18 protein-coding genes and 4 pseudogenes are annotated in these 22,693 nt (G+C 68.3%); 11 read left to right on the top strand and 11 right to left on the bottom strand.

Annotation, left to right across the window (positions count from 1 at the left end):
* Window positions 1-8: 8 nt before the first annotated feature.
* Window positions 9-593, bottom strand: a complete 585-nt coding sequence (locus tag AB0959_RS50645; RefSeq protein ID WP_366833780.1) for a dihydrofolate reductase family protein — start codon at window positions 591-593, stop codon at window positions 9-11.
* Between the two features lie 617 nt (window positions 594-1,210).
* Between AB0959_RS50645 and AB0959_RS50640 the strand changes: the two genes are divergently transcribed.
* Entirely contained in the window at window positions 1,211-1,510 is a 300-nt protein-coding gene (locus AB0959_RS50640) for a hypothetical protein (RefSeq protein ID WP_366833779.1), read from the top strand.
* A gap of 137 nt (window positions 1,511-1,647) precedes the next feature.
* On the opposite strand, the pseudogene AB0959_RS50635 reads toward AB0959_RS50640, so the two are convergent.
* Together AB0959_RS50635 and AB0959_RS50630 are read right to left on the bottom strand one after the other, a co-directional pair.
* Window positions 1,648-1,791 (bottom strand): annotated as a pseudogene (locus AB0959_RS50635) (IS3 family transposase); the annotation flags it as partial.
* Window positions 1,792-2,030: 239 nt separating this feature from the next.
* On the bottom strand, window positions 2,031-3,611 hold the full coding sequence (locus AB0959_RS50630) for a GMC family oxidoreductase N-terminal domain-containing protein (RefSeq protein ID WP_366833778.1): 1,581 nt from the start codon (window positions 3,609-3,611) through the stop codon (window positions 2,031-2,033).
* Window positions 3,612-3,897: 286 nt separating this feature from the next.
* Between AB0959_RS50630 and AB0959_RS50625 the strand changes: the two genes are divergently transcribed.
* Window positions 3,898-5,481 (top strand): GMC family oxidoreductase, encoded by a 1,584-nt coding sequence (locus AB0959_RS50625; RefSeq protein ID WP_366833777.1) that lies wholly within the window; start codon window positions 3,898-3,900, stop codon window positions 5,479-5,481.
* Window positions 5,482-5,508: 27 nt separating this feature from the next.
* Here the strand turns inward: AB0959_RS50625 and AB0959_RS50620 are convergent, their stop codons facing one another.
* From AB0959_RS50620 to AB0959_RS50610, 3 genes are all read right to left on the bottom strand, one after another.
* Entirely contained in the window at window positions 5,509-6,189 is a 681-nt protein-coding gene (locus tag AB0959_RS50620) for a helix-turn-helix domain-containing protein (RefSeq protein ID WP_366833776.1), read from the bottom strand.
* Between the two features lie 505 nt (window positions 6,190-6,694).
* On the bottom strand, window positions 6,695-9,898 hold the full coding sequence (locus AB0959_RS50615; RefSeq protein WP_366833775.1) for a glycoside hydrolase N-terminal domain-containing protein: 3,204 nt from the start codon (window positions 9,896-9,898) through the stop codon (window positions 6,695-6,697).
* A gap of 358 nt (window positions 9,899-10,256) precedes the next feature.
* Window positions 10,257-10,451: a hypothetical protein gene (locus AB0959_RS50610; protein WP_366833774.1), complete on the bottom strand. Its 195-nt coding sequence runs from the start codon at window positions 10,449-10,451 to the stop codon at window positions 10,257-10,259.
* Window positions 10,452-10,491: 40 nt separating this feature from the next.
* Here AB0959_RS50610 and AB0959_RS50605 point away from each other — a divergent pair, with 40 nt between their 5' ends.
* The 6 genes and pseudogenes from AB0959_RS50605 to AB0959_RS50580 all read left to right on the top strand — a co-directional run bounded on the left by AB0959_RS50605 (window position 10,492) and on the right by AB0959_RS50580 (window position 15,512).
* Window positions 10,492-10,791 carry an acyl carrier protein gene (locus AB0959_RS50605; RefSeq protein ID WP_366833773.1) on the top strand — a complete coding sequence of 100 codons (300 nt, stop codon included), beginning with the start codon at window positions 10,492-10,494 and terminating at the stop codon, window positions 10,789-10,791.
* Between the two features lie 361 nt (window positions 10,792-11,152).
* Entirely contained in the window at window positions 11,153-12,331 is a 1,179-nt protein-coding gene (locus AB0959_RS50600; protein WP_366833772.1) for a protein-L-isoaspartate O-methyltransferase, read from the top strand.
* A gap of 243 nt (window positions 12,332-12,574) precedes the next feature.
* Window positions 12,575-12,793, top strand: a pseudogene (locus AB0959_RS50595) (NUDIX hydrolase); the annotation flags it as partial.
* A 335-nt stretch (window positions 12,794-13,128) separates the two neighbouring features.
* A complete protein-coding gene (locus AB0959_RS50590) occupies window positions 13,129-13,611 on the top strand; it encodes a hypothetical protein (RefSeq protein ID WP_366833788.1) in 483 nt (160 codons plus the stop codon).
* Window positions 13,612-13,762: 151 nt separating this feature from the next.
* The gene (locus AB0959_RS50585; RefSeq protein ID WP_366833771.1) at window positions 13,763-14,125 is read left to right on the top strand and encodes a MazG-like family protein; all 363 of its coding nucleotides are present in this window, start codon (window positions 13,763-13,765) and stop codon (window positions 14,123-14,125) included.
* Window positions 14,126-14,207: 82 nt separating this feature from the next.
* Entirely contained in the window at window positions 14,208-15,512 is a 1,305-nt protein-coding gene (locus AB0959_RS50580; RefSeq protein ID WP_366833770.1) for an MFS transporter, read from the top strand.
* A 439-nt stretch (window positions 15,513-15,951) separates the two neighbouring features.
* On the opposite strand, the gene AB0959_RS50575 is transcribed toward AB0959_RS50580, so the two are convergent.
* Window positions 15,952-16,392, bottom strand: coding sequence for an NUDIX domain-containing protein (locus AB0959_RS50575; RefSeq protein WP_366833769.1), 441 nt, complete (start codon window positions 16,390-16,392; stop codon window positions 15,952-15,954).
* A 112-nt stretch (window positions 16,393-16,504) separates the two neighbouring features.
* The gene (locus AB0959_RS50570) at window positions 16,505-17,044 is read right to left on the bottom strand and encodes a GNAT family N-acetyltransferase (RefSeq protein ID WP_366833786.1); all 540 of its coding nucleotides are present in this window, start codon (window positions 17,042-17,044) and stop codon (window positions 16,505-16,507) included.
* Between the two features lie 389 nt (window positions 17,045-17,433).
* Between AB0959_RS50570 and AB0959_RS50565 the strand changes: the two genes are divergently transcribed.
* The 3 genes from AB0959_RS50565 to AB0959_RS50555 all read left to right on the top strand — a co-directional run bounded on the left by AB0959_RS50565 (window position 17,434) and on the right by AB0959_RS50555 (window position 19,590).
* A complete protein-coding gene (locus AB0959_RS50565) occupies window positions 17,434-17,982 on the top strand; it encodes a YciI family protein (protein WP_366833768.1) in 549 nt (182 codons plus the stop codon).
* Window positions 17,983-18,052: 70 nt separating this feature from the next.
* Window positions 18,053-19,192, top strand: a complete 1,140-nt coding sequence (locus tag AB0959_RS50560; protein ID WP_366833767.1) for a GDSL-type esterase/lipase family protein — start codon at window positions 18,053-18,055, stop codon at window positions 19,190-19,192.
* A 326-nt stretch (window positions 19,193-19,518) separates the two neighbouring features.
* A complete protein-coding gene (locus tag AB0959_RS50555; RefSeq protein ID WP_366833785.1) occupies window positions 19,519-19,590 on the top strand; it encodes a hypothetical protein in 72 nt (23 codons plus the stop codon).
* Between the two features lie 144 nt (window positions 19,591-19,734).
* Here the strand turns inward: AB0959_RS50555 and AB0959_RS50550 are convergent.
* The 3 genes and pseudogenes from AB0959_RS50550 to AB0959_RS50540 form a co-directional block, all read right to left on the bottom strand.
* Window positions 19,735-19,851: pseudogene (locus AB0959_RS50550) on the bottom strand (WD40 repeat domain-containing protein); the annotation flags it as partial.
* Between the two features lie 85 nt (window positions 19,852-19,936).
* The gene (locus AB0959_RS50545; protein ID WP_366833765.1) at window positions 19,937-20,761 is read right to left on the bottom strand and encodes an MBL fold metallo-hydrolase; all 825 of its coding nucleotides are present in this window, start codon (window positions 20,759-20,761) and stop codon (window positions 19,937-19,939) included.
* 507 nt (window positions 20,762-21,268) lie between these two features.
* A pseudogene (locus tag AB0959_RS50540) lies at window positions 21,269-22,693 on the bottom strand (excinuclease ABC subunit UvrA); the annotation flags it as partial.

Here is a 22,693-nt window from a genome sequence, read left to right as displayed (position 1 = left end):
CCCCTCCCTTATCGGCGAGAGTAGCGGGCGATGATCACGCCCTTGGTGGTGGTGACGGAGTCGGTGAGCTCGAACTCGGTGAGCGGCGCGGGGCCCTCGAACAAGCGCGTGCCGCTGCCCAGGGTCAGCGGGTGGATCAGCAACTGGTAGCGGTCGACCAGGCCGACGGCGTGCAGAGAGCGGATGAGCGAGGCGCTGCCGATGATCGACAGAGCGTTGCCGGGGCTGGCCTTGAGGTCGGCCACCGTCTCGACGGCCTCCCCGCTCAGCAGGATCGAGTTCTGCCAGGCGTCGGCGTCCTTGAGGGTCCTGGACACGACGTACTTCGTGGCCGCGTTCATGTGCGTGGTGAACGGGTTGCCGTCGGTCGCTCCTGCCCACGCCCTGATGAAGTCGTTCCAGGTCCGGTGGCCGAAGAGCATGTCGCCGGGGTTGGCCATGCTCTTGCCCATCTCCTGGCCCATGACCTGGTCGTTGTACTGCCCGCCCCAGCCTCCGTGGGTGAAGCCGCCGCGGGTGTCTTCGTCCGGGCGGCCGAGGCCCTGGACAACGCCATCGAGGGTGACCGACATCGTCGCCGTGATCGAGCGCATGATCTGCTCCTGTCCTCTGCGGACCGCCCTTCCGCGGCCCTGCTCGCCCTCTACACGAACAGCCCTCGGCGGAATCGACACCATCCACGTCACGAGTTCCCCGTCCAAGCCACCCCCGGAGCCGCTGTCACGCACGATCATGACTCTGACGTGCACCGAAAGCTCGGAAACAGGCTCTTTGCGGGAAGTGGTTCCTTCAATGCCCATCTTTCCCACACGTTCAAGCTGCAACAAAGTGGGGCGAAGAGCGGCAGTGGCCGATTTGGCTCTGTCCGCAGTTCCGTGAATCCCCAGGTGAGCGAAGTGAGCGAGGGATCGTTTCGGCAGAATATGTCCCAGCATGGCGAGCAAGACGGTCGAGGCTGTGCTGTTTCCCGGGATCGATGTGCGAGTGGAGCGCGTCACCGACTCCTCCGACGTCCCTGTGGTGGAGGCGGTGTCCACCGCTCGCCCGGGCCGGTACCCCGACTGCCGGAAACAGGCGAGGCGCACACACAGCACGTACCAACGCATCCTGGCTGGAGGGCCGTTGAGTCTCGCCGGGTCCTCGTCCGGCTGCGGGTCCGCCGGCACTTCTGTGACCGGAAAGCTGCTTCCGCAAGACGTTCGTCGAGCAGGTGCCGGGCCTGTCCGAGCGGCACCGCCGCTCCAGCACCGGGCTGACAGACTGGCTGCGGTCGATCGCGATCGAGCTCGGCGGACGTCCGGCCGCACGGTTGTGCCGCCGCCTGAGGCTGGTCGCGGGCCGGACCCGGCTGCTCAGGTTGTTAACCGCGCCGACGGTGCCGGACCATGCGCCGCAGGTCCTGGGGGTGGATGAGTTCGCCTTCCGCAGGGGCTGCACCTACGGCACCGTGCTGGTCGACGTCGGGGCCGGCCGGGTCATGGACGTGCTACCCGACCGCACCTCCGAATAATTCGCGGCCTGGCTCACCGAGCACCCCGGAGCCGAGATCATATGCCGGGACCGGGCCAGCGCCTACACCAACCCTCGGGAATTGCATCAGACGGGCGAGAATTCGCAGGATGAACCGCTCCGGGATCGGTGGAGGCTCTATGCGTTGACTCCAGCCGCCGGTTGGGGCTGGTGTTGAGCGTAGTGGTTGGTCTCGTGCTCGTGGGGCGGGATGTCTCCGATCGCGTTGTGGAGGCCCTGGTTGTTGAACCAGTCGACCCATTCCTCGGTGCCGAATTCGACGTCGGCGAGGCCCCGACGACGGCTCGCAGGACTGGCGGCTCGTCCGGGACACCCGGCGCGGCGGCTCGTGACGCCTGCCGACGCGGGTCGTTGTCACGCTCGGACGCGGCGCCTCCGCCCCGGAGGAGGGGCCGCGTCCCCGCTGTCCAGCGGTGCGATGCGTCAGCAGGGAGTAAGAGGCCCTGCCCAGCGTGTTCTTATCTCGTGGCGCTGTCAGGGCCTTCCTCGTCGGAAAGGGGTCACCCCGCCGGCGTCTGGATGAACGAGGCGGCCCTTTCTCCGATCATGATGGCGGGAGCGTTCGTGTTCCCGGTGACGAGGGTCGGCATGATCGACGTGTCCGCCACGCGGACGTTCTCCAGCCCGTGCACACGAAGTTCGTGGTCGACGACCTTGCCCATCATGCAGGTGCCCGACGGGTGGTAGAAGGAGAACGACTGCGTGCGGATGAAGTCGTCGATGTCCTGGTCACTGTCCGACATCGGGGCGAGTCCGGCGTCGGCGGCCGCGCGCAGATCCGCCTGCAGCAGGGACGTCAGCCGCTTTTCACGGGCGATGCCCATGCACAGCCGGACGCCCTCCCGCAGCCGTCGGCGGTCGTCGGGGTCGTCGAGGTAGTTGTGGAAGATGCGCGGCTTGGCGTAGGGGTGGGAGTGCCGCAGCCGCACCGAGCCGCGGCTCGCGGGCCGCGCGACGTAAGGACCGAACGACATCCCGGGCTCAAGCGGCGCGGCCAGACCCTCGTCACGGACGATGCCCAGTGCGGCATGGACCTGGATGTCCGGGGCGGGGACGTCATCACTGGAGCTGAAGAAGCCGCCGGTCTCGTTCCAGGCCATCGGACCGGTTCCCTGCTCGCGTAGGAGTCGCTCTTCCCGGGAGGTGTCCGGTCCCAGAAGCGGCTCGGTGTCGCTGAAGAAGCTGATGAAGCACCCGGTGTGGTCCTGCATGTTCCTGCCGACATCAGGCAGGTCGTGCAGGGGCGTGATCCCTCCCGCGGAGAGTTCGCCGGCCGGTCCGACGCCGGACTGGAGGAGCAGGTGGGGTGAGTTGTAGGCCCCGAGGGACAGCACGATCTCACGGTTGACCCGGATCGTCCGGACGGTGCCGAGGTGGTCGACCTCCAGGCCGGCGGCCCGCGTGCCGTCGAAGCGGAGACGCAGAGCGGTCGTCGAGGGAAGGACGGTGAGGTTCGGACGACCCGCGGCCGGCTCCAGGAACGCTGCCGCGCTACTGCACCTCAGGCCGTTTCGCTGTGTGACCTGGTGGTAGCCCACGCCCTCCTGCTCGGATCCGTTGAAGTCCGGGTTGTGCTTGTACCCCGCGTCCTGAGCCGCCTCGACCCATGCCGTCAGAAGGGGGTGGACGGAGGTGGGGTTGCTGACGGCGAGAGGGCCGCCGACGCCGTGGAAGTCGTCGGCTCCGCGCTCGTTGTCCTCGGACTTCTTGAAGAAGGGCAGAACATCGTCATACCCCCAGCCCGGGTTCCCGAGCCGCTCCCATGTGTCGTAGTCGTAGCGGTGACCGCGGACGTACAGCATCGTGTTCATCGAGCTGGTGCCGCCGATCACCCGGCCGCGGGGCAGGTAGGCGCGGCGCCCGCCGAGCTGCGGCTCGGGGTCCGTCTCGAAGTCCCAGTCGAACGTCGTCTTGAGCTGTTGCGAGAACAGTGAGGGGATCTCGAAGAGGCGGCCCCGGGCCGGCGGCCCTGCTTCGATCAGAGCGACCGTGACATCAGGATCCTCGGACAGACGGCCCGCGACCGCACAGCCGGATGAGCCGGCTCCGACGACGATGAAGTCATACGATTCCCTGTCCATTGCGCCTCCACGGAAGTCCGGTCGCCCTGATCGGCGGCGTGATCCCTGGAGACGCTAGAGACGCCAGGCACGCTCGGCACATGCACGAGGTGAGCAATATTCGCCTGCAGGACTGCACACTGTGGCGCCGCGGTCCAGGAGCGGTGCGGACCTACCTGGTCGGAACTCCCGGTGCACACAGTGTGCACCTTGATCGCCAGTCATTGCCCATCTCGTGTATGTGATGCATTCAGGTAGCTGTTTAGGCTCTCTCGGAAATACCGCGGCAAGAAGGGGATTCTCGATCATGTCCGACCCGGTCCGTCAGGATTACACGCCCCCGGAGCTTCGGCCCGATTCTCTCGTTTCCGTCGGCACCTCCGAAGAGATCAGCACCGATGTCCTGATCATCGGCTCCGGTATGGGCGGGTCCTCGCTGGCCTGGGCGCTGAAGGACTCCGGTCTCGACGTGCTCGTCGCAGAACGGGGCCACTTCCTTCCCCGTGAACCCGAGAACTCGCAGCCGACCGAGATGTATATCAAGGGCCGGTACAAAAACGCCGGCTATTGGTACGACGGCAGCACCGGCAAGCCGTTCGCGCCGGGTGTGTACTACTGGGTGGGGGGAAACACCCGTTTCTACGGTGCCATGCTGCCGCGATTCCGGCGCAGTGACTTCACCGAGGTGGAACACCACGAGGGCGTCTCGCGTGCCTGGCCCTTCGGTTACGACGAACTGGAGCCCTTCTACACCGTCATGGAGCAGTTGCTCCAGGTGCACGGGCAGCCCGGCGAGGACCCGACCGAGCCGCCTCGCTCCAAGCCCTACCCGTATCCGGCGCTTCAGCATGAACCGGAGATCGAGCGGTTCTCCCGATCGCTGCGCAGGCAGGGCCTGCATCCGTTCCACACACCGAACGCGCTGAACATCGACACGCAGGCCGATCGCGCCGCCGTGACGACCGCCGACGGCTGTCCGGACGAGACGGGCATGAAGTCCGACGCCGAGAACCGAATCCTCCTCCCCGCGCTGCGCGACGGCGTGAAGATCCTCACGGGTGCGGAGATCACCCGCCTGATCACCTCGCCCGACGGCCGGAAGGTCGTCGCCGCCGAGGCACGGCGCGCGGGCCGGATCATCCGTATCAACGCCAGGACCTTCGCCCTCGCCGGAGGTGCCGTCAACTCGACGGCGCTGCTGCTCCGTTCGGCCGACGATGCGCACCCTCAGGGTCTCGCCAACTCGTCCGGACTGCTGGGCCGCAACTACATGGTCCACAACAGCACGTTCTTCGTCGGGGTCAACCCCCTGCGGACCAACCCCACACAGTGGCAGAAGACGCTCGGCCTGAACGACTTCTACGAGGCCGGACCGGGAACGCGCTTCCCGCTCGGGAACCTCCAGATGCTGGGCAAGCTGCAGGCCCCCATGCTCAAGCCCGCGCGTCCGTGGGCACCGACATGGGCCCTGAAGTTCATGGCGGCCAGAAGCCTCGACATCTACCTGACGACCGAGGACCTCCCCTCCCGGGACAACCGGGTACGCGTGGACGGTGACCGCATCCTCATCGACTGGACGCCGACCAACCTCGCGCCCCACCACGAACTCGTGCGCCGGGTGACCAAGGCGGTCCGCAAGGCCGGCTATCCGCTGATCTTCACCCAGCGCATGGGTATCGAGACCAACTCCCACATGTGCGGAACGGCCGTGGCGGGTCACGACCCGACGCAGAGCGTGCTCGATCCCCTGTGCCGCAGCCATGACGTCGAGAACCTCTGGCTGACCGATTCGTCGTTCTTCCCGTCCTCCGCGGCGCTCAATCCGGCCCTGACGATCGGGGCGAACGCTCTGCGGATCGCCCCGGCCCTTGCCAGGGCGACGAAGGGCTGACGTCGCAGCGGTCAGGCACGCCGCAGGTCAGGTTCGCCGCAGCGTGGGCTTGCGCAGCAGGTCGTTTCCGCGCACGGCCAGTTGCAGCCGCTGCTGGTTGCTGACCTGCGTGAGGTCGAGGCCGAGTATCTCGGAGAGTTTGTCGAGGCGGTGGTAGAGGGTGCGCCGCTGGATGAAGAGTTCCTCCGCCGCCCGCGCCTTGTTGCCACCGCAGTCGAGGAACGTGCGCAGGGTGGGCAGCAGAGGGTTCTTCGCCAGTGCGTCGTGCTCCAGGAGCGGACCGAGTTCGTCCTCGACGTAACGTCTGAGCTCGGGACCTTCGGAGAGTGCGACGAGGAGGCGCAGAGCTCCGAGATCGTCGAAATGACGCACTTCCGTGGTCGAGGCCGCCGCTGCGACGGAGGCCGCGCTGCGGCTTTGGCGCAGCGCCAGAGGAAGTGCCGCCGGCTCCACGATGCGGCTGATGCCACCCCGTATCCCGTGATCGGCCAGCAGGGTCTGCGCATGGTCGGTGTCGGCGCGGGTGGGCAGGCCCACGACCGCCACGTCGAAGTCTCCGGTGTCGCCCACGACGGCGGGCCAGCCGGCGTCTTGCAGAAGACGGGCGAGGAGGTGGTCCTTGATGGGCTCCTCGTCCCCCGCCCATGCCGTGACGACGACCAGGTCCTGTCCGCGTAGGTCCTGGCCGAGCGCCAGGCTGAGGGTCACGAACCGCTGCGATGGCGAAGGTCGCCGTTGCCTTGGTGGCCATCCATGCCCTGGGGTCACAAGCGATTCGCCACCTGCCCCTGGCCGGCCTCGACCGTTCGGCAGGGCGCCTGGTCGTCCCAGCGGGCCCGGACGGTCACCGACGAACAGGTGGCCGCCGATCGGCACGCGCTGGTCGACGACTCCTGTCCCCCATGTGCTGCGGACGTGGCTGTGCAGGCTCGACGCAGACGGATCCAGCGCGTTCCTGGCCCGGACGCCCGTCACGGCTCTCGCCGGTCAATCGTCGTGCTCCGAGCCGATGAGCAACGGGAGCGTCAGCCTCTGCTCTACCCACACCCGCTCCGCTCAACACCCCGGGAATACCGAGGAGACACCCCCACGAGCTGGTTCTTCCGTCCCCGGATAGCCGGGGCCGGTCGAGCCGACGACGCGGGCCACCTCGTTCGTGGCGGTGGCTGGTCGTCGGCTCGGCTGCTGGGGCGACGGCGAACCCGTGACGCCGTCAGGGTCTGGTCGGCTTCACCTTCTTGTCCGTGCCGTTCATCCGCACAGTGACGTTCTTCTGGTTCCGTGCCCGATCGGCCACGATCCTGTACGACGTGACCTTGCCGTTCCGCCACTCGCAACTGACCTCGTAGCCGCCCCGGGCGCGGAGGCCGGTGAAGGACCCCTCGGGCTTCCAGTCGTCCGGCAGGGCGGGCAGGAAGTGGATGACGCCGTCATGACTCTGCAGGAGCATCTCCGCCACGGCGCCCGAGATGCCGAAGTTGCCGTCCATCTGGAAGGGCGGGTGGTTGCAGAACAGGTTGGGCAGCGTGTTGTAGCTCAGGAGTCCGCGCAACATGATCTGGGCACGGTACCCGTCACCGAGGCGGGCGAAGAGGGCGGCTCGCCACGGCCAGGTCCATGAGCGACGGCTGTCACCCGATACCGTCGCGGCCGTGAACGGGACGCCTTCCTTCTCGCCGCACCGTGCCTTGAGCGAGACGAGAGCGGCGGCGGCGAAGTCGGGGGCCTTCGGGGTGATCTGGCGGCCCGGGTAGACCGCGAAGAGGTGCGAGGTGTGGCGGTGGATGTCGGTGGGGCTGTCGATGTCCTCCTGCCATTCCTGCAGCTGGCCCCACTTTCCGATCTTGTTCGGCGCGAGGCGTTTCTGCATGTCCGCGACCCTGGCCCGGTAGGCGGGATCTGTGTCGAGTGCCGCTTCGCAGCCGAGGTAGTTCTGGAAAAGGTCCCAGATGATCTGCTGGTCGTACATGACGCCGTCCTCACGCGGCCCGTGCTCCGGGGACCAGCCGTCCGGTGCGACGAGGAGTCCGTCCTCGCGCTCCTTGAGATGGTCCTCCCAGAACTCGCAGATCTCTTTGATCATCGGGTAGGCGACGGCGCGGAGGTAGCCAAGATCCTGAGTGAACGCCCAGTGCTCGTACAGGTGTTGCGCGTACCAGGCGCTTGCGACGGTGTTCCACTCCCACGCGTTGCCGCCGAAGATGCTCTGGCTGGTGCGGGCGGTCCAGCCGCGCGTGTCGGCGCCGAAGGCATTGCGGGTGGCCACACGGCTGGGCACAGCCACCTGCTCGATGAAGCCGACGAGAGCCTCGTGGCACTCCGGCAGGTTCGTGGTCTCGGCTCCCCAGTAGTTCATCTGGACATTGATGTTGGTGTGGTAGTCGGAGGCCCACGCCGGCTGGTTGCTGTCGTTCCAGAGACCTTGGAGGTTGGCGGGCAGGCCGTTCGGGCGGGAGGAGCTGATCAGCAGGTATCGGCCGTAGTCGAACATCCACTGCTCGAGCGTCGGATCGGCGCCGCCGGCCGCGTAGCGCGCCAGCCGGGCGTCGGTCGGCAGAGCGAGGACGGCCTCCTCTGAGGAGCCCCAGGCCACCGAGACGCGGTTCATGAGGGCCTGCGTCTCGGCGGTGTGCTCGGCGCGCAACTTCTCATAGGGCCGCCGGGCCGCCTTTTCGAGCATCCTGACGACAACCGGTTCCGGATCGGCTCCGCGCCACCCGGCGGCAGCGTCGAGCTTGTAGTCGGTACGGGCGTCGAGGAGCAGGGTCATGGTCGTGCAGTCTCTGAACCGGAGCGTCGATCCGTCGGCGCTGAAGTCTCCGTCGGTGTGCACGACTCGGACGGTGCACGCGTGCTTGAGGCCATTGCCCATGACACCGCTGAAGGCGATCCTCCGGGCACCGGCGTCGACGGTCGTGGGAGCCTGGTCCTGTCCAGACCTCAGCGAGATCGCTCCGGAGAGTCCCCGGGCGCTGTCCGACGTGTACCGGAAGACCATCACGTCCGCGGACCGGCTGGCGAATGCCTCCCGCAGGACGCGCCGTCCCGGCGCGCCGAAGCGGGTGACATGGACGCCCTTCACGAGGTCGAGGCTGCGCTCGTAGTCAATGACCGTCCGCAGTGTCCGCGTGTCGAAGCGCTCGCCTTCCAGCGCGATCTCCGCGATCTGGAGGCCGGTTGAGGAGGCACCGGGGGTCAGGGTGAGCCGGTAGACACGGTAAGCCGTGCTGTTGCTGATCCGGAAGGTCTGTCTCTCGCCACGGCCGGCGAAGGGCGCACCGGGGTTCTGTGTGTCGAGGGTCGTCCAGTCATACCCGTCCTGCGACGCCTGGAGCAGCCATCGCCGGGGATCCTCCCGTGGACGGTCCGGGGCCGACGTCAGCGTGTACGACGTGACGGCGACCGCGCGGGGCAGATCGGCCTGCCAGACGACCGCATGTGCACCGCTGGCGGCCCGCCAGACTGTGGCCGGATCGCCATCCACCGAATTCGAGATGTCCGTGGCCCGGGCGCCGGTCCCCGCTCCCTTGGAATGTCCGCTCGGCGATGACAGGTACACCGGACTGCCCCCGCCGAGGTCGACGCCGGCCAGACCGATCTCGCTCACCTGGAAGTGGCTGACGCCGGCCTTGGGGACGAAGTCGAACCGGTAAAAGCGGTAGGCGACGCTGTCGGCGCAGGTGAACTCCTTCGTCTGGAAACGGCTCTCGAAGGGTGCGTCCAGAGTGCGACTGTCCAGCGTGGTCCAGGAGGTGCCATCGGCGGAACCCGAAAACGTCCACTCCTGCGGGTCCCGCTGCGGCACGTCGTTGGCGCTCGTCAGACGGTACGACGCGATGGCGACGGGGGCGGGCAGCTCGACCTGCCACTGCACTTTCGAACCTGGCCCGTCGATGCACCACTTGGTGCTCGATGCACCGTCGTACGTCTTGTCGACACTCTCTGATGCGGAGCTGCTGTACGGTCCCCCCGGGGCCGTGACCTTCGGACTCGTACGGGAAGCGAAGGTGACGACGACGTCCCCGAAGTTCCGGTACGAACCGAAGCCGGTCATTCCGGTGTCGAAGTCGCTGTCTGGTTTGCCCGCGAGAGCGTTGTCGTAGTTGTTGACCCCGCCCCACAGACTGTGTTCGTTGAACTGGATGCGTTCCTCGTAGGGGTCGGCAAAGAGCATTGCGCCGAGTCGCCCGTTGCCGATCGGCAGGGCCTGCGACTGCCAGTCAGCCCCAGGGACACTGTACTTCAGCGCCTTGCGCGAGAGGGCTGGCCACTGGAGGGCCACCGACGCGTCGTTCCCTGCGGCGAGGGCCTCTCCCACGGGGGTGCCGCCGGTCAGCTGAGTGACCAAAGGTGCGAAGGCGAGGGCACCGCCGAACTTCAGGATGCTCCGTCGCTGCGGTTCGGATTCATTGATCACAGTGAGATCTCCCGGGCAGCATTCATAGGCTGTTTCGCGCGGAAGTGACAGCCACATCGTCGTATTGCGGGGGCGCGATCATCGTCGCCGACAAATAGATGGGATGTCTAGGGGTGGGGCCCTGAGTGATCCGACAAGATCGCCGACCGGGCACGGCACCCTTCGACCCTGCTGTACGCCCTCAGCACGCTCCGCACTATGAGCGTCGCCCTGTACTACTGCGCGAACCGGACGATGCCGCTGACGGATGCCAAGACGACCGCTGGCGACAGGTCGTGCTCGCGGCGGGTAACGAGAGGCCACGGTTCACCTCCGCTCGCGCAGGGATAGCTCCTTGGGCAGGAGCCGGTCGGCGTGGTCACGGGCTTGGGCCCCCGTACTTCAGCGGCCCAAACTCCGTGCGCAGATCGGGGATCGCAACGCCGAGACCGGTGTCCTGCCCCAGCTGCTCCGCGCCGGCATCGACCAGCAGAGCCTCGAAGACCACTTCCGGCGGACTCTGGGCATCCGATCGCCTCTGGAGCTGCGCACCACCGTTCGAGGCGGCGTTCACCAGCCCGTCCCCGCACCCCGTATCCCCGCGGAAGGCCCTCATGAGTCCCTCACCAGTTGATACCGCTGCCAGCATCGAAGCGTTCATCCGGCGCGAAGCCGCGGTGGCCGACGACGACCCCTGCTTTGGCCGGCAGGTGAACTTGTTCGACGCCGGATACCTCGACTCCCTGACGGTGGTGGCCCTGACCGTCCACATCGAAGAGGCACTCAGGACCCCGATCAGCGACACCGATCTTTTCGATCCCCGATTCGCCACGATCGACCGCATGGCCGAACTCGTTGCCGAGAGCGCCGGCCGGACCTCGGACGCAGCGCCCGGCATCACGGCCGACTCCTGATGCCGACCAGATGCTCGCCCTCCAGCCCGGGGCACCCGAGGGGACTCCGCGTTTCGGCCAAGATCGTTCTCATCTCGGACCAGGCCGGGCAAGGGTCGTTGCATCCCACATGTCCGACCACCCCGCCCTTGGGCGGAAGTCAGCGCGTCTCAAAAACGTGCGTTCGAGGAGCCCTCCGCCTCGTTGAGCCAAACGCACTCGAACCATCACGCGAGAGGAACAGGAGGAACCGTTGGCCCCGGCACAGGACAGCACACCCGAACCCGCGAGGGGTCCGGCTGATCCCGCCTCACCCGGAGCAGCGGCCCCAGCACTCCCGTCGCAGCGGATCGTCCAGGACCCCGGCACAGCGCGGGAGGCTATGGTCGCCCGGCTGGAAGAGGCTGGCGTTCTGCGGCCCGGCCCGGTGCGCAACGCCCTCCTCGCGATCCGGCGCGAGGTGCTGATTCCCCAGGCCTATGTGAGGCGCAGCCAGCCAGGCGAGGAGCCGCCACGGTGGGAACTGCTGGACTGGGCGGAGCCGGCCCACCGCGACGAGCTGCTCACTCTGCTGTACGGCGGGGAGAGCGTGGTCGTCCAGCACGCCGGCGAACGGCTCCTCGGTCGTGTCCCGGGTCCGAGGTCCGGGGGAACGATCACTTCGATGTCGAGTGTGGTGGGCATGACGGCCGGGCTCCTACAGAGCCTGGACCTCCAGCCGGGGCAGCGGATGCTGGATATCGGCACCGGCGCGGCCGTGACCGCGGCAGTCGCTTGTTGGATCTGCGGCGATCGGACCGTGGTCACGCTGGATCGCGATGTACATCTCACCGAGGCAGCGCTGGCGCGCCTGGCCGGTCTCGGTTACCGGCCGAGGGCGGTGACCGGGGACGGAGCGGACGGCTGGCCAGCCGGCGGACCGTACGAGCGGATCTTCGTCTCGTACGCCGTCCCCAGGGTGCCGTCGGCCTGGGTGGACCAACTCGCGCCGGGCGGGCAGGCGATGGCGACCCTCAGCGGCACGTCGCCGTCGTGGCCCGGCCTGGCGATCATCACCGCCACGTCCGGCGGCCGCGTACGAGGGGAACTACGTCCGGTGGAGTTCGGGCATCGGCCCGGTCATGGATTCGAGCGGCTATGTATTTCGCGGGAATTCCTCGACCGGATCGAGGCCGGGGACGAGAGCCGCGTCGTCCACACCAGCACGGCGCCTCCACCGGACGGGGCCCACGGATTTTGGCTTGCTCTCGATCACTTGCGGCCCGGGCTGGTCCGCAACTGGTCTGCCGGCCACGTGGTCATCGGGGCCCCGGCCTGTGGTTCATGGCTCACCGCCCGGGCTACTGGAGCCGACCGCTGGAGCCTGACGGCCTGTGGGCCTCGGGACATCTGGGGAGAAGTCCAGGACGTCGCCGGTCGCTGGAGGGCCGCCGGGGAGCCGTCCACCTACCGGCTGCACCTCGAGGACACCCAGCAGTGGGTCACCGCTGGCGCTGCCACCGCAGAACTCTCTTGGGTGCTTCCCAACACCGACACCACGGGCGCCGAGGAGGAGCAATGACCGCTCGCGGTACCCGGGCTCCACTGCCCTGGTCCAGCAGCGAGCTTCAGCTCGCGGTCCGGACGACGATCACCCCAACTCGTTCGGCCCGTGCCCCCGCACCTACCAGGCCCGTGTCCTCCGAGGACCTCCCGAGTGATCCGAGGCGTGAGTTCGTACACCACGCCCGCCCGTATCTGTTCCCGACCTGCAAGAGGTGCTGACATTCCGCCCGCCCGATCCGACATCAGCGCTCTCGTGCAGATGTACCTGACGCGCCATCCCTCCGAACACGGCGCGGTGGAGCCGTTGTTGACGCTGCTCGAAGAGGCACAGGAACCGACGAGCCGCACAACGATGCCAGCGCACATCACGTGCAGTGCCGTGGTGATCGACCGGGATCGGCGTGTGCTGCACATCCTTCACCGGGCGAGCGGTCTGGTCCTCGTCCCCGGCAATCATCCCGAGCCGGGGGATCGCACGTTGCGCGCCGCGGCGGTGCGCGAAGTGGGCGAGGAGACCGGGATCAAGGCAAGCGATCTGTGCCTCACCCCGCAGCGTCTCGGAATCCCGATCGACATTGACTTTCACGACATCGAGGCCCGCCCGGACATAGGGAGAACCGCCGCACCGGCACTACGACGTACGGTTCGCCTTCTACCTGGTCGGGGAGCATCACGAGCTCGTTCTGCAGGATGCGGAGGTCGCAGGAGCCGAGTGGCGCGGATTCGACGCGGTCAGCTCCCCGACACTGCGTGCCAAGCTGCTGGATTCGGGGCTCGACGGCCGACCGAAGGCGGTGAACGCCTCTGCGTTGTGTGGCCGGCGGCGAGTCGTTCGAGACCCTGCAACTGCTCCTGGCCACCACACTGGACGGGTTCTGCCGACTCGCGGTGGACGGCGAGCACGACGGCGGCCTGGCGACCGTGCCGCGCGGCGCGGACGCGGCCGCCCTGGTGAGTGAGGAATCTCTGGCGTACCTGACCCACGTCCTGGTCAAGGACGGTGACACCCCTGCCGAGCGCCGCAGCGAGTTCATCGTCCACGCCTTCGGCCCCGCTGGCGAGGGCCTCGCCCAGCAGATGGCCGCTCGGGTCCGCGATTGGGACAGCACCGTCCGTGCCGCGGGCTATCCCCACCTGACCGTGCACCCAGCCGGCACGGCGGACCAGGAACTGCCCGAGGGCCATGTGCTGGACAAGGCGGATTCCCGGCTGGTCTTCCACTGGCCCGCCCTGGACAGCAGCGCCCCGGCCACAACAACAGCGGGGGACCTGACGAGCGCCGCCGACTGCCGGTGATCGCGTGGACCACCCTCATGCGGTCACGCACTGCCTCCACGCCAACAGCCACACCATCAGCACCACCGACCTCCCCCGCGAACAGCCCCTCGCTGCCGCACTCGACCGATTCGGCGCCCCGACCCGAACTCCCTGAAGGAGACACCACACCGTGCACGGCACTGTCTGGGACACCATCCACCGACTCGCCCGCCGCTTCAACGAACACGACGCCGCGCTCGGCCTGCACCAAGACGAGCAATGGAGCCTGCAAGTCCTCAAGATCGCCGAGGAGACCGGGGAAGCCTCCCAGGCGGTCATCGGCGCCCGCGGCACCAACCCCCGCAAAGGGACCGCTCCATGGGAGGACGCTCATGCGGAAGTCGCGGATGTGGCCATCACGGCCCTGGTCGCCCTGGCCCGCATGCGCCCCGACGACGCCGCGGAGTACCTCGACCGGCATCTGGCCGCCAAGTCGGCGAAGTTCCTTCCCTCCGGTCCCGCGTCAGTCCCGGCCCCGGCGGAGCCGGCATGAGCAACTTCCGTTCGACGCCGCAGCCAGGACCGGGCCACACACGAGTGCTGAACCTGCTGGAAGAGGTCGAAGGAGGCTGTGCGTGACGGCTTCCGATGAGCCACTCCCCCATGCCGCCTCATCTTCGGCGCCGGTGGCCGCCAAGGACACGGTCAACCGGGACCTCATGCTGTTCAACAACGGGCTGGCGGTCGGGGTGCTGGGCGGCGCGGTCACGTCCGTCGCGCTGCCGAGCCTGGCCCTGATCACGCTGAGGGCGACGCCGCTGGAGATGAGCGTGCTCTACGCCGCCCAGCGGTTCCCGCCCGCGCTGACGGCCCTGTTGGGCGGGGCGCTGGTCGACCGGCACCGCAAACTCGTCTTGCTGACCTGGGGCAAGGTGGTGGGCGGAGTGCTGTTGCTGTGCGTGCCGCTCGCCGCGTACCTCGGTCGGTTGTCGCTGCCGCTGCTGTGTGTCGTCGGCCTCCTGCTCGCCGCCGTCAACGACGTCTCCTCCACGGCTGGGATCAGCTATCTGCCCTCGCTCGCCCGGGGTGACAAACTCGCGTCCGCCAACTCGAAGATGGGTGCCCTGTTCTCCTTCACGGACGCCGCTGGCAGCTACCTCGCGTCCGGCCTGATCGCTCTGCTCGGTACGAGCAGAGCGATCGTCGCCGACGTCGCCTCGTACTTCATCAGCGCCGTGTGCATGACGCGGATCCGTACGCCGGAGCCGCCGCCGAGCCCTCGGCCGGCCGACAGCACCCTGTGGCGGGAGATCCGCGACGGGCTGCGCTACACCACCCGCCACCCGGTGCTGTGGCCGCTGGTGCTGTCGAACACGGCCTTGTCGCTGGCGATGACTGCCTGGGACGTCCTCTACCTCATCTACGTGATCCGGGAGTTGCACTGGTCGCCGGTCGCCCTGGCGGTGATCATGGGGTGCGCGAGCGTCGGCGGCGTCGTGGGCGCGCTGGCCGGCCGACGGCTCGCCCGCCCGCGCGGCACGTGGTGGGGTGTCGGCCCGCTCCTGCTGTGCGCGCTGGCCCTGCAGCCGCTCATCCTGGTGCCGGTGCTCTTCGCCGGGCCGGGCCTGCTGTGGCAGATCATCATCGGGGGTTGCGTCACCGTCCGGTTCGCCGGGGCGACCGCGCACGGCTCGACCCAGCGCTCGGTACGCCAGGGCGTGTGCGATCCCCGCTACCAAGGCCGCCAGCAGTCGATCGGCACCTGGGTGACGTTCGGCCCGAGGTTCCTCAGCGCGCTCGCTGCCGGCGCGCTCGTCTCCGTGATCGGTCTCGGCCCGTCGATGGCGGTCGCAGCGGCCGCCACGGCCGCAGGATTCCTCGTGCTGGTCCGCTCCCCCGTCCGGCGCCTTCGGGCCATGCCGACAACCGGCGACGGGTGAGGCCGCCCTGATCTCATGCCGCGTGAACCCACCCCGGTCGGCGCGCTACCGGCACACCCTCACACCTTCTACCGTGAGTAGTTACGGCAGAACTCATCGCAACAGGACCTGTCCCGGGAGGACACTTTGATCGACCGTCGCCACGTGCTCTCCGGCGGGGGCGGTGCCATGGCGTCGGTCGAGGTCAAGTCCCCTCCTTCTCGTGGTTGTAGGCGAACGTCGTGGCGTCGTTGCGTCAACGACGAGCAGGACCGGTTCGAACACACGTGTTTGAGTCGGAGCGGAATCCGCATCAGGGCGCGACAGAGCGTTGGTGGGCCATGCATCGACCCTTGGGACGTCCAGGGCGGCGACAGACGGGTCGGTGGCCGAATCGCCGAGAACTGCTCTGGGCGGCTCGGTGCGCGAGGGCCCAGGCAGAGTCACGGTCGCGGAGGTTCTACCAGCCGGGTTCCGTGCTCAGCGGCTTCCCCTCCAGGTAGCCGTGCAGCCCTGCGGCAGGGTACTCAATGACGTCCTCCGGCAGCTCATGGAGGGTGAACCATTCGAGTGCGAGGCACTTCTCCGGCTCCTTGTTGACAGGCTCTCTCTCCCGCTCGGTAGCCAGGAAGAAGAAACCGATCCGCTCGGAGTCCCGGCCCTGCCGGTGATGGACGACCTGGACGAGGCGAAGATGATCCAGGGAGGCCACGATGCCGGTCTCCTCGTACATCTCGCGGGCCGCGCCGACGGGCAGGGGCTCGCCCTTGTCGAGTTTGCCCGACAGCATGTGCCATCGGCCGCGACCGTACGGTCCGCCGCGCTGAGAGAAGAGGATCTTGTCGCCGTCGCGGAGGAATACGTGGGTGTCGATGACGGGCTGTGCCGGTTGTCCGCTCATGTTCCCTGGGGAGTCGTCTGGGTGGGTGAGGCGACCGACGCTAGCGGCACAACCGGAATGTCGTCGACGATTCGGCGCGCTACGTCCGAAAGGCCCGAGAAGGGCGAGACGGTCATGCGGCGGCGCGAAGATCCCTCAGCATGACGGCGAAGTTGGGGCTGTCGAGGACGGGCTGGCGGTTGCCCACCTTCCGGTACTGCCAAGTCTCGTAGAGGGCTTGCACCTTGGGGTGGTCGGGGTCGACCAGGAGAGCTGCAAGGGCCTCCGGCCGACTCTCCAGCAGAGCCGCGTGCAGCCGCTCTGCCGTGCCGGTCTTGCGCCACTGCGGGCGCACCATCAGCTCGGACACGTGGAACGTGGAATCGTCCGTCGGCGGCGTGCTGACGTGCTCGCGCCACCATTCACGGCCGGAGGTGGCCGGGGCGCCGTAGGCGAACCCGACCGGCTCCTCGCTGTCGTAGCCGATGGCGCAGGCGAAGCCCGGGTTGTCGCCCCAGTGGTCGACGAACCAGGGGAAGCGCTCGTCGAACTCGGTCATGTCGTCCGTGTACGCGTCGGCGTGCACGTCGAGGAGCGTTTGCCGGATCTGCGGTAGGTCGTCGTGGCCGTAGTGCCAGGCGTTCGCCCGGTTGCGTCGGTACGTCTCGGGCAGGGCCGCAAGCGCACGGTAGGAGGCGGCCTCAGCCTCCGCAGGATGCCCCACCACGTCCCGCACGATCGCAGTCGATCGGTACGGCGCGCGAGGTCACCCTCCTCTACCCCCGGGCCGGGCAGCCGGGCCCGGGGCAGTTCCGTCGGCGGGCCGTTGCTGTGATGGTCGGCCGACGAGTCCTGGCCGATGTGCGCCGAACCGGACCACTACAAGCCGTTCGACGCGTCCGTAGTGCCGGAGCCGGTCGCGATGGTCCCGGTAGTCCAGCTGTATGCACGGTATGTGCCCGGACTTGTCTTCCCCGCCGATGCTGCCTCGTTTGGAGCGCGGGGTCATCGTGGCCAAAAGCCAGTTGAGTTGGTGCCCTTGGTGGGGAAGGGTCTGTGGTCATGGAGTTCTTCTGCTATCACCGTGATCGGTCCGGCTCCCTCGCGTTACGCGAGGAGTTGCTGGAGGAGCACTGGTCCTACATGGACGGGTACGCGAAGGAGCCGATCGCTCGCGGCCCGACCTTCGCCGATGACGGTGAAACACCCACCGGAAGCGTGCACATCGTCGACCTGCCCGATCCCGCCGCCGCCCGTGCGTTCGCCTTCGACGAGCCCAACTACCAGGCCGGCGCCTACCGGGACGTGCTGTTGCGCCGGTGGCGCAACGTGCTGGGGCACACCATGCGGGATTTCCCCGGTGGCCGCAGTGGTGGCAACCGGTACCTGGTGCTCGGTCTCGGCGAGGGCCCGGCCGCCGACCTTGCCCTGCCGCTCGACCGGGACGAGCTGGTCGCGTACGGGCCGCTGCTGTCCGACGACGGCGACACCTGGCTGGGTACGGCGGTGCTGCTCAGGGCCCCGGACCCGGACACGGCACGAGCTGTCCTGACTGCGGACCGGTATGCGGACATCGAGGTCCACGACTGGGAGTTCGGCGGGCGTCGATGAGCCACGGAGGCGCCGGGCTGATGTCATCTCCGGTCCACATTGACCTGGGACAGGAGCGGTGACGGTGGCGATGCGGGCGGTTCCACTGGTGGGCGGGCCGGTGGAGTTACGGGGTGCGCTGGACCTGGAGACCACACAGGCAGGGGTGATGCCGCGCCGGTTGCCCGCGTGGACCAAGGCGCAGTACCAGGATCCGTCGGTCTACGGGGTGACCGTGATGCCTTCGGGGGTGCGGCTGGTGTTCCGCACCGATGCGCGCGCATTGGAGTTCGAGGTACTCACCTCCACCGGCCAGCTCGACTCCGACCCCCACCCTCGCCCGACCGGGATGCTGGAGTTGCTGGTGGACGGCGCCTTGGCCGGGCGTCAGCGGGCGCCGGTGGGCAACGTGCTGCGGATGGCGGGCCCGGGGGCCGTACAGCGACTCATCCCGGGCGAGCCAGCAACTGTACGGTTCGCCGGGCTGCCGGCCGGCATAAAGGGCGTCGAGTTGTGGCTGCCACAGCAGACCCCAACGGAACTGGTGGCACTGCGCGCTGACGGCGACGTCCTGGCACCGCTGCCGGACGGGCGGCGCCGCTGGGTGCACCATGGCAGCTCCATCAGCCATTGCATCGAGGCTGACGGCCCGACCGGGACCTGGCCGGTGGTGGCAGCTGGGCTCGGCGGGGTGGAGGTCATCAACCTCAGCCAGGCGGGCAACGCGCTGCTGGATCCCTATGTCGCCCGGACGATCCGCGATACGCCCGCCGACCTGATCAGCCTCAAGGTGGGCATCAACATCGTGAGCCTGTCCGCCTTCCGGCTGCGGACGTTCGGCCCGGCGGTCCACGGATTCCTGGACACGATCCGGGACGGACACCCGGACACCCCGCTGCTGTTGATCTCTCCGGTGAGCTGTCCGACCCTGGAGGAGACCCCCGGTCCGGCCGCGACCGGCCCGGACGGCAGGCTCGCTGCCCTGGGCGACCCGGCCGATGTGGCCGGCGGGGCATTGTCGCTGGCGGTGGTCCGTGCCGAGCTGGCCCGGATCGCCGCAGCACGACAGGCGTCCGATTCCCACCTCCACTATCTCGACGGGCGCGAACTGCTCGGCCCCAACGAGGCAGACGACCTCGCCGACGGCCTTCACCCCACCGCCGCCGCATACCGTCGCATGGGCAAGCGCTTTGCAGCCCACGCCTTCGCGACCGACGGTCCCTTCCGCTGAGTGAGCTGGGCTCCACACCCCGCACCAGGTGTGGAGCTTCCACGCTCCTCCGACCGAAGATGGGCGGTGGGGGATTCAGGGCACTGCTCGCCTTATGAAGGACGGGTTCGTCTGACCTCTTCCACTGGAACGTCGTTGCCGCCGTTGGGGCGGCGGTTGCGCGTGCTGCTGAGTGCAGAGCGTTTGGTGGATGATCTGCGCCGCTACGTCGGCATAGGTCTGCCGCCCGGCACAGTGGCGTTCACCGGCAGCCGGTTCGAGCATCTGGCCGGTGAGGGAGACCGGCCGGAGATCGCCGACCAATCACGGCGGAGGACCTGGTCGCGGTGCAGACCTTGTCGGTCACCGTTCCGACGCCTGTCGCGCTGGACATTCTGGAGGGCCGCCTCGGCGCGTAGCTGTCCGGTCTGCTGCACGCCATTCCCAGGGACATCGACATGGCCGACGCCGAAGAGGACGTCTTGGCCGAGGGCTCGCCGGCGGACCAGTCCTGGCGACTCCTCTGCGCCCAGGACGGCACAGTAAAGAAGCCTGGCGGTGGCGAGCGTGCGGCCATCGGGGCTGAAACCCACCGAGGTGACCGCGCCGGTGTGTCCCTTGAGGGTGTTCCGGTTTCGGCGGCGCTCGCCAGAGAACCCGTCTACCAGGAGCTTCCTCAATGCGCAGGACTATCCAACTCGCGGTCAGCGACGCCATCTTGGCAACGGCTCACTGGCAGGATCGTCCTGTGGCGGAAGCGGATCTCTAGTCAGGCGTCCCCTCGCGCCCGCTTGCTCGGGCGAGGCTTCGGGCCTGCCCTTCGTGAATGTCGCTTGCCCACTCCCAGCCAGGCTTGGGCGATACGACCCGTGGGTCGCTGGAAACCCGGGCGTCACGTAGGTCCTCCACGTACGCTCGATCCAGTTTGATCCTTGCGCGTACCTCCTCGTCCCTGGCGACGGATCCGTGTCCGGGGATGAGGACATCGACGTCGTCCACTACGCCCTCGAGCACTCCCAGCCCGACGAGGTAGTCCTCAATCGGGTTGCCGGTGTCGTCGAACATGGGAACGAAGACATCGGAGAGCATGTCGCCGGCGATGAGAACTCGGCGTTCTTCGATCAACAGCGCCGCATGGCCCGGGGCATGCGCCGTATGCTCAATGATCCGCACCGTGGGGCCATCCCAAGGAAGCTGCGCGGTTTCAGCAGGCAGACCAGTGATGAGGCCGTACAAGGCCAGCGGTGTGTCCTCGGCGATTTCCGGCGGCAGCCCCTCGGCGACGCCGGCCTTCCAGTCCGCGTTCGACAACACGTCCTGCATGAAGGCCGCGCAGCGGGCTGTGCCGTAACGAGGCGCTTCGCCAAGTTCGGCATGCCAGAGCACGTGATCCCAATCAGGATGCGTCGAGAAGCCTGCCACCACGGGCTGGCCCAGCTCACGAAGGTCGTTCGCCAGGCAGGTCATTTCGGCGCCGGTAATCCCGACGTCTACGAGTAGCACGCCGTCCCTGCCATGCACGACAACGGTGTTGTTCTCGAGCAACTCACTCTGGTGGATCAGTACACCCTCGGCGACCTGCTTCAGCATGCGTCCCTCCCGTTTGAAGACTGCGGCCGCGTCTTGACCGGCACTGGGTCGTTGGCCCTGCTCAAGATCGAACTCCCTGCCCGGTTTGCAGCGTCACCCTGCCAGAGGGTCTGACGCACATCAACACAACCGGACGGGGGTGTGCGATGGCGACCCTCAACGACGAGACCGTCCACGGAGGCTTCTTCAGTGTTGAGGTTATGTCAGCTGACGGCCCTGAGATGGCACTTCAGGTTGGAAGAGGCTCGGTCTCCTGTGGACAGATTCCGGCGGCCACGCGCCGGTCCACCGCTGAGGCAGGGTTTGTGACGTTGATCGGCAGTTGGCGGATTTGATCGGTAGTTGGCGAGCCGTGGTCTGGCGACTGTGAGTTGTGGTCGTGTACGGAGATACGCGGCGGCTCGGGCTTGCCCCGGTCCCGGTGCAAGCCATGCCTGGCCCGTGGCGAACGGACAGCCGCCGCGGACCACGCATGCGACCCTGCCGGTCGCGCCGGCACGCCGTACGTCAGCGCCGTGCGTCCTCCGAGGCGTCCAGGAGTGGCAGGCCGGCCGCGTACCGGCGCAGGTATCCCGCGGTGGGAGTGTCCGCGCCGGCGACGGTGTCGGGGGTGCCCTGCGCGACCACTGCGCCTCCGTTGGGGCCGGCTCCCGGTCCGAGGTCGATCACCCAGTCCGCGGACGCGGCGACGGGGATGTCGTGTTCGGCCACGACGACGGTGTTGCCGGAGTCGAGCAGCATGTCGAGCGCGTCGACGACCCGCTGGATGTCGGACGGGTGCAGGCCCGAGACGGGTTCATCGAGGATGACGAGGCCGGCCTTGCGGCTCGCCGCGCCGCGCTGGATCGCGGACGCGAGTTTGAGGCGCTGGGCCTCGCCGCCGGACAGCTCGGTGGCGCTCTGGCCGAGGCGGAGGTAGCCGAGCCCGACCCGGTCGAGCGCAGTGAGGGTCTCCGCGAGCTGCCGGGGTTCGGTGAAGACCTCCCCGGCCTCGGCGACGGTCAGGTCCAGCACCTGGTCGACGGACAGCCCCCGGTAGGTGACCTCCAGGGCCTCGGGTCCGTAGCGCCGGCCGTCGCACGTGTCGCACACCACCCACATGTCGGGGAGGAAGTGCATGTCGACGAGCCTGCGGCCGAAGCCGGTGCAGGTCTCGCAGCGGCCGCCGGTGGTGTTGAAGCTGAACCAGGAGGCGTCGACGCCGCGCGCGCGTGCCGTATCGGTGGCGGCGAACAGTTTGCGGACGATGTCGAACGCCTTGCTGTACGTGGCCGGGTTGGATCGCGGCGTGCGCCCGAGGGGTTCCTGGTCGACCACGGCGACCCAGCCGAATCCGTCGAGTCCGGTCACCTCGCGCACGGTGTCGGCGGCCGTGCCTTTGAGGGCGGCCGCCGCGCCCGCGGCGAGTGCGCCCAGGACGCTGCTCTTGCCGCTGCCGCTGACCCCGGTCAGGCAGGTGAGCCGCCCGGCAGGGAGGCGCAGCAGCTCCGCGGCCATGTTGTGGGCGCGCAGGCCGTGCAGTTCCACCCAGTCGGCGTCGTCGCGGACCGGGCGGAGGGTACGGCGCAGCCGCGGCCCGTTGCCGGCCAGGTAGCGGCCAGTGGCCGAGGTGGGGTTGGCGGCGGCCAGGGCGGGTGAGCCAGAGACCAGGACCTCGCCGCCGAGACGGCCCGCGCCGGGGCCCATATCGACGATCCAGTCGGCGCGGGCGATCAGTTCGGGGTCGTGTTCGACGAGGAGGACGGTGTTGCCGGCTTCACGCAACTCCAGGGCGATGCCGAGGAGGTGATTCTTGTCCGCCGGGTGCAGCCCGGCGCCGGGTTCGTCCAGGACGAAGATGACGTCGCTCAGCGGGGTGGCGAGGTGGGGGCCGAGCCGGGTGCGCGGCAACACAACCCCCGACAGTGTGGCGGCGCGGGGGGAGAGCAGGAG

Origin of the sequence: Streptomyces sp. NPDC046862 (assembly GCF_040704615.1) — a bacterium.
Lineage (GTDB): Bacteria > Actinomycetota > Actinomycetes > Streptomycetales > Streptomycetaceae > Streptomyces.
This window is presented reverse-complemented; position numbering and strand designations above follow the sequence as displayed.

Coding starts and splice junctions, on each gene's coding strand:
- AB0959_RS50575 (WP_366833769.1), bottom strand. CDS start 16,392: ATGAGCGGACAACCGGCACAGCCCGTCATCGACACCCACGTATTCCTC.
- AB0959_RS50605 (WP_366833773.1), top strand. CDS start 10,492: ATGAGTCCCTCACCAGTTGATACCGCTGCCAGCATCGAAGCGTTCATC.
- AB0959_RS50645 (WP_366833780.1), bottom strand. CDS start 593: ATGCGCTCGATCACGGCGACGATGTCGGTCACCCTCGATGGCGTTGTC.
- AB0959_RS50545 (WP_366833765.1), bottom strand. CDS start 20,761: ATGCTGAAGCAGGTCGCCGAGGGTGTACTGATCCACCAGAGTGAGTTG.
- AB0959_RS50630 (WP_366833778.1), bottom strand. CDS start 3,611: ATGGACAGGGAATCGTATGACTTCATCGTCGTCGGAGCCGGCTCATCC.
- AB0959_RS50600 (WP_366833772.1), top strand. CDS start 11,153: ATGGTCGCCCGGCTGGAAGAGGCTGGCGTTCTGCGGCCCGGCCCGGTG.
- AB0959_RS50625 (WP_366833777.1), top strand. CDS start 3,898: ATGTCCGACCCGGTCCGTCAGGATTACACGCCCCCGGAGCTTCGGCCC.
- AB0959_RS50565 (WP_366833768.1), top strand. CDS start 17,434: ATGGAGTTCTTCTGCTATCACCGTGATCGGTCCGGCTCCCTCGCGTTA.
- AB0959_RS50560 (WP_366833767.1), top strand. CDS start 18,053: ATGCGGGCGGTTCCACTGGTGGGCGGGCCGGTGGAGTTACGGGGTGCG.